Origin of the sequence: Shinella fusca (assembly GCF_014203155.1) — a bacterium.
Taxonomy (GTDB): Bacteria; Pseudomonadota; Alphaproteobacteria; order Rhizobiales; family Rhizobiaceae; genus Shinella; species Shinella fusca.
The window spans coordinates 40,620-48,641 of the sequence record NZ_JACHIK010000025.1; the positions used below are offsets into that span (position 1 = coordinate 40,620).

The window sequence follows — 8,022 nt, forward strand, 5'->3', positions numbered from 1 at the left end:
GGCTTGGAACATGGATTTCATCAATCTTCTGGCGCTCGGCTTCGGCGAGGCGCTGACACCGACAAATCTCGGCTTCTGCCTGGTGGGCGCGCTGCTCGGCACGCTGATCGGCGTCCTGCCCGGCATCGGCCCGACGGCGACGATCGCCGTCCTCCTGCCGATCACCTTCTACCTGCCGCCCCTTGCCGGCCTCATCATGCTGGCCGGCATCTACTACGGCGCGCAGTACGGCGGCTCGACGACGGCCATCCTCGTCAACCTGCCGGGGGAGGCCTCCTCGGTGGTGACGGCGATAGACGGCTACAAGATGGCCCAGAAGGGGCGAGCGGGGTCGGCGCTCGCCGTCGCGGCCCTCGGCTCCTTCTTCGCCGGCACGGTCGCGACCTTCGGGATTGCGCTCGCCGGCCCCACGCTGTCCTCCTTCGCCCTGTCCTTCGGGCCGGCCGAATATGTCTCGCTCATGCTGTTCGGCCTGCTCGCGGCGACGGTGCTCGCCCGCGGGCCGGTGCTGAAGGCCATCGGCATGATCCTGCTCGGCCTGCTTCTCGGCATGGTCGGCATCGATGCCGGCTCGGGCGAGGAGCGCCTGACCTTCAGCGCCATGGAACTGTTCGACGGCATCGACTTCGTGGTGATCGCCATCGGCCTGTTCGGCTTTGCCGAGATCATCGAGAACCTCGAGAACCACGAGGCGCGCGGGGTGCTGGTCAGCAAGCTCAGCCGGCTGTGGCCGACCCGCGAGGACTTCCGCCGGGCCTGGCCCGCGGTGCTGCGCGGAACGGGCGTCGGCACGTTCCTCGGCGTCCTGCCGGGCGGCGGGGCGACGCTTGCCTCCTTCTGCGCCTATTCGTTCGAGAAGAAGATCTCAAGGCACCCGGAAGAGTTCGGCGAAGGCGCCGTCGAGGGCGTCGCGGGCCCGGAGGCGGCCAACAATGCGGGCGCGCAGTCCTCGTTCATTCCGCTGCTGACCCTCGGCATTCCCTCCAACAACATGATGGCGATGATGCTGAGCGCCTTCATCATCCACGGCATCACGCCCGGGCCCACGGTGCTGGCCACGCAGCCGGAGATCTTCTGGGGCCTCGTCGCCAGCATGTGGATCGGCAACCTCATGCTGGTCGTGATCAACCTGCCGATGATCGGCGTATGGGTGAAGCTGCTGACGGTGCCCTACCGCCTGCTCTATCCCGCGATCCTGCTGTTCTGCTGCGTCGGGGTCTACAGCATCAACAACCGCATCTTCGACGTGGTCCTGGCGGCGGGCTTCGGCCTTCTCGGCTACGCCTTCCGCAAGGCGAAGTGCGAGGCGGGGCCGCTGCTCCTCGGTTTCGTCCTCGGCCCGCTCCTCGAAACCAACATCCGCCGGGCGATGACCATCTCCCATGGCGACCCGAGCGTCTTCTACGAGCGGCCGATCAGCCTCGTCCTGCTCATCGCGACGGTCGGCATGCTGGTGCTGATGGTGCTGCCTTCCTTCCGCCGCACGCGCGAGGAAGCGTTCCAGGAAGAGGAAGCCTGACGTATAGGGAAGACTTGGAAACCTCAAACGGCCGCCCTGTGCGGCCGTTATCCGCTTCTCCGACCCGGCGCGCCGGGTCGATGCAATCCCGGTGATACGATGACGAGTGCCCGTCTCCAGACCTATCTGTGCCTCAACGACTTCGAACGCGCGGCAAGGCGGCGTCTCCCCCGGCCCTTGTTCGGCTACATCGCCGGCGCGAGCGAGACGAACGCCTCGCTGCGCTACAATGCGGAGGATTTCGACGCCTACGCCTTCCAGCCGCGGGTGCTTCGCGACGTTTCCGGGCGCAGCACCGCGACGACCCTTCTCGGGCAGACCTACGATGCGCCGTTCGGGATCGCGCCGATGGGCATCAGCGCCCTGATGGCCTACCGGGGTGACATCCGCCTCGCCGAGGCCGCGAAGGAGTGCCGCATCCCCATGATCGTGAGCGGATCGTCGCTGATCCGCATGGAGGAGATTGCCGCGGCCGCCCCGGGATCGTGGTTCCAGGCCTACCTTCCGGGGGAGCCGGACCGGATCGATGCGCTCGTCGAGCGGGCCGAGCGTGCGGGCTTTCCCACGCTGGTGCTCACGGTCGATACCGCGATCCTGGCAAACCGCGAGAACAACGTGCGCGCCGGCTTCTCGACGCCGCTGCGTCCCGGCCTTGGCCTCGCATGGCAAGGCATCACGCATCCCCGGTGGACCGTCGGGACCTTCCTGCGCACGCTGGCGCTGCACGGCGTGCCGCATTTCGAGAATTCCTATGCGACCCGCGGCGCGCCCATCATCTCGCCGAGCGTCATGCGCGATTTCGGCCGGAGGGACCATCTGAACTGGGTCCATCTGGAGCGCATCCGCAAGCGCTGGCCGCGGACGCTCGTCGTCAAGGGCATCATGCATCCGGACGATGCGCTCCGCGCCCACGAACTGGGGGTGGACGGGGTGATCGTGTCCAACCACGGCGGGCGTCAGTTGGACGGCACGATGTCGCCCCTGAGCGCGCTTCCCGGGATCGTCGAAAGGGTCGGCGACAGGACGGCGGTCATGATCGATGGCGGGTTCCGGCGCGGCACGGACGTCATCAAGGCCCTCGCGCTCGGCGCCCGTTTCGTCTTCGTCGGCCGGCCGTTCCTCTATGCCGCAACCGTCGCGGGTTCGCATGGGGTCGAGAGAGCCGTCGAGATCCTGCAATCCGAAATCCACCGGAACATGGCCTTGCTGGGCGTCTCGGCGGTGGGCGACATTCAGCGCGAACATATCGTTCGCCGCGGGCGTGCCTAGGTTACCGTCTCCGCGCCTCGACCGGCCGGGCTCCCGGGTTTGCGTGACGTCCTCAAACGCAGAAACCGACGCTGCCGCTGACCTTCCGGATCATCTGCGTCACCTGCGGGAGGGCGCGCACGATGGCGCCCTTGTTCGTGCCGATGAACACTTCCTGCAAGGGAAGAGGCGACTGGGTCTTCAGGACCTGCATCGTCCCGCTCGCGATCAGCTCCTGCATCAGGCGGGTCGGCAGGATGCTTATCCCCGTGCCCGATTCCACGAGGTTGAGGATCGTGCCGAGGCTGTTGCAGACATTGAGCCTCAACCCGCCGCCCGACGAGGCGGAAAGGAAGCCCGTCGTGAGCGAGTGCAGGTTGGAGGGCGCGGGGGTCGAGAAGATGCGCTGCGCCAGCAGCTCCTCGTCGGAGATGGTTGCCTCCGGTAGCCCGAGCTTCCTGCTTGCGACCCAGCCGACGCTCTGACGCCCCAGGAGCTCCAGGGCGACGTTATCGTGCGGGGGAGGGGTCGAGAGGACGGCGATGTCGAGAAGACCCTCGGAGAGCTGGTCGGCAAGCCTGTGGCTGGTATCCACCGTAGCGGCGATCCGCGTTCCGGCGAAGCGCTTGTCGAGTTCGTCGAGCAGGGCCGGCAGGCATACGGCGGCGAAGCTGTCGATCACGCCGACCCTCAGCGTCGGCAGGCGGGTATTGCGGGTCTTGATGTTGGATTCGATGTCCCGCGCAATCGCGATCATCGATTCCGCATAGTGCTTCAGCGCCTCTCCCTCGCTGGTCAGCACGAGCTGGCGCTTCTGGCGCACGAAGAGCGACACGCCGAGTTGCTCTTCCAATTCCCGGATGCGGTAGGAAACCGTGGGCTGGCTGACATGGAGCTTGTCGGCCGCCGCGCTGAAGCTGCGCAGCTGGCAGACCCAGTAGAAGGATTCGAGAGCGGAGAAGCTGAGGGCCATGATGAATAGAATTCTTCTATCGATAGCGATAAGTATCCTAATTAGATTTTGATCTCAAGACCGCATAGGATTTCCTCATCCACATCAGAGACGCGGTGACCCCATGTACAAGACCATTTCGCGCGAACACATTCTCGAAGACCTGCCGGAGATCGCGGAGATCCAGTCCGACGAGCTCAGGGAAAAGGTCGTCGACGCCTGGGTCTTCGCGCTGGAGCGCTCCTCGTTCGACCGCGTCACCGACATTTCCGGCGAAGGCAGCCCCAACGTCTTCGCATTGAAGCGCGGCCGGCAGGACGCGCATCTGCGCGGCGTCACGCGCCTTGCTCTCGCCATCTACGACGAATTCAGGAAGACCTATCCGGAAGCGAAGGTCGACCGGGACATCATCCTCGCCGGCGGGCTGTGCCACGATATCGGCAAGACCTGGGAATTCGACCCGGTGAACCTGAAGCGCTGGAGCGAGCGTGGCGACCGCTACGGCGAGCCCTCCTTCCGCCACTCGGCCTACGGCACCCATGTCTGCCTTTCCGTCGGCCTGCCGGAGGAGATCGGCCATATCTGCATGGGCCATTCGCTGGAAGGCGCGCATATCGGCCACAGCACGGAATGCTACATCATCCGCCAGGCCGACCACACGTGGTGGCATGTGGCGGCTGCGCTGGATCTGTGCCATCCGGACACGATCGGCTTTGCCGGCCCCAATCTGCGCGTTCGCCCGCTCGGCCAGCAATAGCAAACCCGCCCGCCACCCGAACGAAAGCCGAGGTTAGAGATGAACTATACGTTCCAGTTCGGCCCGCTGCTGAACTACCTGCCGCAAGTCGTGAGCGGGCTCTGGCTGACGCTCCTGCTTTCCTTCGTCGGCATCTTCGGGGGGATCGCGCTCGGCGTCGCCAGCGCGGTCCTGTCCACCTCGCCGTGGAAGCCGGGGCGGCTCCTCGTGCGCATCTACGTGGAGGTGACGCGCAACACGCCGCTGCTGGTGCAGATATTCGTCATCTTCTTCGGCCTGCCGAATATCGGCATCCGCCTGTCCCCGCTCGCGTCCGTCTTCATCGCGCTGGTCTTCAACAACGGCGGCTATGTCGCGGAGATCGTGCGCGGCGGCATAGAGGCGACGCACCGCAGCCAGGTGGAGGCGGCCGAGAGCCTCGGCATGACCTATTTCCAGACGCTGCGCTTCGTGATCCTGCCGCCCGCGCTGGAAAAGGTGTTCACGCCCATCGTCTCGCAATGCGTGCTGCTTATGCTCTCGACCAGCCTCGTCTCCGCCATCGGCGTCGAGGACCTGACGGGCGCCGCGATGATCGCAAGCTCCGAGACGTTCCGCACGATGGAGATCTACCTCGTCATCGCCGTGGTCTATGTCGTGCTCAACTTCGTCTTCCGCGGCGTGCTGAACATTGCCGGCCTCATGATCTTCACGCGGTCGCGTCGCCGCCTGCTCGGGAGGGCATGACATGCGCACATTCGGCACGCCCGAATTCCTGTTCATCGTCTATGCGCTGCGCTGGACGCTGACGCTGACCGTCATCGCCTTCGTCGGCGGCGGCCTCATGGGCATCCTGCTCGCGCTGCTGCGCATCGCCCGCAGCCGTGCGCTGCGCGGCCTCACCACCTTCTACATGCAGTTGGTCCAGGGCCTGCCGCTGCTCGTGCTGCTGTTCCTCTGCTACTATGCGCCTTCGCTGTTCGGCGTGGAGATCGCCGCGTTGACGGCCGCCGCCATCGCGCTCACCGTCAATTCCAGCGCCTTCCTCGGCGCCATCTGGGAAAGCGCGCTGCGCGCCATTCCCAGGGCCCAGTGGGAGAGCGCCGATGCGCTGGCGCTGACGCCCTGGAAGACGCTGCGCTTCGTCATCGCGCCGCAGGCGATCCGCCTCGCCATGCCGTCCACGGTCGGCTTCCTCGTGCAGATCATCAAGCAGACCTCGCTCGCCTCGATCATCGGCTTCATCGAGATCACCCGCGCCGGCCAACTCGTCAGCAACGCCACGTTCGAGCCGCTCAAGGCGTTCCTCAGCGTCGCCGCACTCTACTTCGCAGTCTGCTTCCCGCTGACGCAGCTCAGCCTGTGGCTGGAGCGGCGCACCGCGCGCCGCGGCGCGAGAACCTGAACCGCCGGACGGCACGCAGAAGGCCGTCCACCCAACCGGAACCCCAACCGAAACTGAGAGGATACCATGCGCCTGAAATCCCTTCTCCTGCCCCTCGTCGGGCTTCTCGCCCTCACCGTCGGCGCCGCCACGGCGTCGGCCTCCTCCCTCGACGACATCATCGCCCGCAAGAAGGTGCTGATCGGCGTCGACCTGTCGGTGCCGCCCTTCGGCATCACCAACGCCGAGATGCAGCCGGACGGGCTCGACGTCGATGTCGCCAAGCTGCTGGCCAAGGATCTCGGCGTCGAGCTGGAACTCGTCTCCGTTACCGGCCAGAGCCGGATCCCGTCGCTGCAGACCGGCAAGGTCGACTTCGTCGTGGCGAGCTTCGGCATCTATACCGAGCGTGCGCTCTCGGTCGCCTTCTCCAACCCCTACGGCGGCCACAAGTCGGTCATCATCGCGCCGAAGGACACGGTCATAAAGAGCCTCGCGGACCTTGCCGGCAAGCGCGTCGGCGTGCCGCGCGGCACGGCGCACGAGAAGATCCTCTCGGCCGCCGGGATCGAAGGCATGGAGCTCGTCCGCTTCGACGACGACAGCACGACGCTGAACGCGCTCGTCTCCGGCCAGGTCGATGCGATCGGCACGGTAAACTACATCGCCGCGCAGCTTCAGGAACGCTATCCCGATCGCGGCTTCGAGGAGAAGACCACCTATCTCCAGAGCTTCTACGGCGTCGGCTTGCGCCGCAACGATCCGGACCTCCTGCACTGGCTGAACACCGTGCTCTTCGTCCACAAGCAGAGCGGCGAGCTGGGCGCGATCTACGAGAAGTGGATGAAGACCCCGATGCCGGAACTGCCGTCGTTCTGATTGCCTGAAACCCGAGGGGCGCCCGCGCGGCGCCCCGTCTTTCCCGATCGAGAGGCCCCGCCATGTCCGTCGTCGTCGCAAAGAACATCCGCAAGAGCTTCGGTGCGCTCCAGGTCCTGAAGGGCGTGTCCCTCACGGTCGAAGGCGGCGAGGTCGTCGCCCTGATCGGCCGCAGCGGCTCCGGCAAGAGCACCTTCCTGCGCTGCCTGAACGGTCTCGAAAGCATCGACGACGGCGAGATCGAGGTGGCCGGCCACCGCATGTCGCGGAAGCCGGCCGAGCTGCGCCAGCTCCGCCGCGACGTGGGCATCGTCTTCCAGAGCTACAACCTCTTTCCCCACCTGACGGCCGGCGAGAACATCATGCTCGCGCCGGTGCAGGTGAAGGGCCTGCCGAGGCAGGCCGCCCGCGAGGAGGCGAGGCGCTGCCTGTCGCTCGTCGGGCTCGGCGATCGCTTCGACGCCTATCCGGACATGCTCTCCGGCGGCCAGCAGCAGCGCGTGGCCATCGCCCGCTCGCTCGCCATGCAGCCGAAGGTCCTGCTGTTCGACGAGGTCACCTCGGCGCTCGACCCGGAGCTGACCGGCGAAGTGCTCGCCGTCATCGAGAATCTCGCCCGCGGCGGCATGACGATGATCCTCGTCACCCATGAAATGGGCTTTGCGCGGCGCGTCGCCAACAAGACGATCTTCATGAAGGACGGCATCATCCACGAGGAAGGCCCCTCCGCCGAATTCTTCTCCGCTCCGAAGACGCCGGAACTGCAGGCCTTCCTGCGGTCGGAAGTCGGCTGATCGCCGCCCTTGGGCCGTGACCATCGACATCGCAACGCATCTTGAGGAGAGCGGGCCATGAGCAACAGGGTAGCGCTGATCGGCGCGGGCGCCATGGGCGGCGCCATCGGCACGCGGCTTGCCGGGACCGGCAACCGTCTCACCGTCTTCGACCCCAGCCCGGAAAAGCGCCAGGCGCTGGTCGACAGGGGCGCCTATGCCGCATCGAGCGCGGCGGAAGCGGCTGCAGGGAGCGACTACGTCATCCTCAGCCTCAACGCGCCCGCCATCGTGCGCAAGGCCGTCTTCGGTCAGACGGGCGTCGCAGAAGGCGCAAGGCCCGGCACGCTGATCATCGACATGTCGTCGATCGATCCGGAAACGACGAAGGAACTGGCGGCCGATGCCGCCGAAAGGGGCCTTCGCTGGGTGGACTGCCCCCTTTCCGGCGGCGCGCCGAAGGCGCTGACCGGCGAACTCACGCTGATGGCCGGCGGCGCGGCGAAGGACGTCGAGGATGCGCATACCGTG

Annotated in this window: 9 protein-coding genes; 8 read left to right on the forward strand and 1 reads right to left on the reverse strand. The window is 66.3% G+C overall.

The window, feature by feature from the left end:
• Positions 1–10: 10 nt before the first annotated feature.
• Together HNQ66_RS22150 and HNQ66_RS22155 are read left to right on the forward strand one after the other, a co-directional pair.
• Positions 11–1,519 carry a tripartite tricarboxylate transporter permease gene (locus tag HNQ66_RS22150; RefSeq protein ID WP_184146864.1) on the forward strand — a complete coding sequence of 503 codons (1,509 nt, stop codon included), beginning with the start codon at positions 11–13 and terminating at the stop codon, positions 1,517–1,519.
• A 99-nt stretch (positions 1,520–1,618) separates the two neighbouring features.
• The gene (locus HNQ66_RS22155; protein WP_184146866.1) at positions 1,619–2,788 is read left to right on the forward strand and encodes an alpha-hydroxy acid oxidase; all 1,170 of its coding nucleotides are present in this window, start codon (positions 1,619–1,621) and stop codon (positions 2,786–2,788) included.
• A 52-nt stretch (positions 2,789–2,840) separates the two neighbouring features.
• On the opposite strand, the gene HNQ66_RS22160 is transcribed toward HNQ66_RS22155, so the two are convergent.
• Entirely contained in the window at positions 2,841–3,740 is a 900-nt protein-coding gene (locus HNQ66_RS22160) for a LysR family transcriptional regulator (protein ID WP_184146868.1), read from the reverse strand.
• A gap of 103 nt (positions 3,741–3,843) precedes the next feature.
• Between HNQ66_RS22160 and HNQ66_RS22165 the strand changes: the two genes are divergently transcribed.
• From HNQ66_RS22165 to HNQ66_RS22190, 6 genes are all read left to right on the forward strand, one after another.
• Positions 3,844–4,476 carry an HD domain-containing protein gene (locus HNQ66_RS22165; RefSeq protein ID WP_184146870.1) on the forward strand — a complete coding sequence of 211 codons (633 nt, stop codon included), beginning with the start codon at positions 3,844–3,846 and terminating at the stop codon, positions 4,474–4,476.
• A 39-nt stretch (positions 4,477–4,515) separates the two neighbouring features.
• On the forward strand, positions 4,516–5,202 hold the full coding sequence (locus HNQ66_RS22170) for an amino acid ABC transporter permease (protein ID WP_184146872.1): 687 nt from the start codon (positions 4,516–4,518) through the stop codon (positions 5,200–5,202).
• A 1-nt stretch (position 5,203) separates the two neighbouring features.
• Positions 5,204–5,860, forward strand: coding sequence for an amino acid ABC transporter permease (locus tag HNQ66_RS22175; RefSeq protein ID WP_184146874.1), 657 nt, complete (start codon positions 5,204–5,206; stop codon positions 5,858–5,860).
• 66 nt (positions 5,861–5,926) lie between these two features.
• Entirely contained in the window at positions 5,927–6,718 is a 792-nt protein-coding gene (locus HNQ66_RS22180) for a transporter substrate-binding domain-containing protein (protein ID WP_184146876.1), read from the forward strand.
• 62 nt (positions 6,719–6,780) lie between these two features.
• Entirely contained in the window at positions 6,781–7,512 is a 732-nt protein-coding gene (locus HNQ66_RS22185) for an amino acid ABC transporter ATP-binding protein (RefSeq protein WP_184146878.1), read from the forward strand.
• Positions 7,513–7,569: 57 nt separating this feature from the next.
• The coding region (locus tag HNQ66_RS22190) for an NAD(P)-dependent oxidoreductase (RefSeq protein WP_184146880.1) at positions 7,570–8,022 on the forward strand (453 nt) is incomplete at its 3' end.

Excerpts from the sequence above, each read along its gene's own strand:
- HNQ66_RS22150 (WP_184146864.1), top strand. The coding sequence starts at position 11 with ATGGATTTCATCAATCTTCTGGCGCTCGGCTTCGGCGAGGCGCTGACA.
- HNQ66_RS22155 (WP_184146866.1), top strand. The coding sequence starts at position 1,619 with ATGACGAGTGCCCGTCTCCAGACCTATCTGTGCCTCAACGACTTCGAA.
- HNQ66_RS22160 (WP_184146868.1), bottom strand. The coding sequence starts at position 3,740 with ATGGCCCTCAGCTTCTCCGCTCTCGAATCCTTCTACTGGGTCTGCCAG.
- HNQ66_RS22165 (WP_184146870.1), top strand. The coding sequence starts at position 3,844 with ATGTACAAGACCATTTCGCGCGAACACATTCTCGAAGACCTGCCGGAG.
- HNQ66_RS22170 (WP_184146872.1), top strand. The coding sequence starts at position 4,516 with ATGAACTATACGTTCCAGTTCGGCCCGCTGCTGAACTACCTGCCGCAA.
- HNQ66_RS22175 (WP_184146874.1), top strand. The coding sequence starts at position 5,204 with ATGCGCACATTCGGCACGCCCGAATTCCTGTTCATCGTCTATGCGCTG.
- HNQ66_RS22180 (WP_184146876.1), top strand. The coding sequence starts at position 5,927 with ATGCGCCTGAAATCCCTTCTCCTGCCCCTCGTCGGGCTTCTCGCCCTC.
- HNQ66_RS22185 (WP_184146878.1), top strand. The coding sequence starts at position 6,781 with ATGTCCGTCGTCGTCGCAAAGAACATCCGCAAGAGCTTCGGTGCGCTC.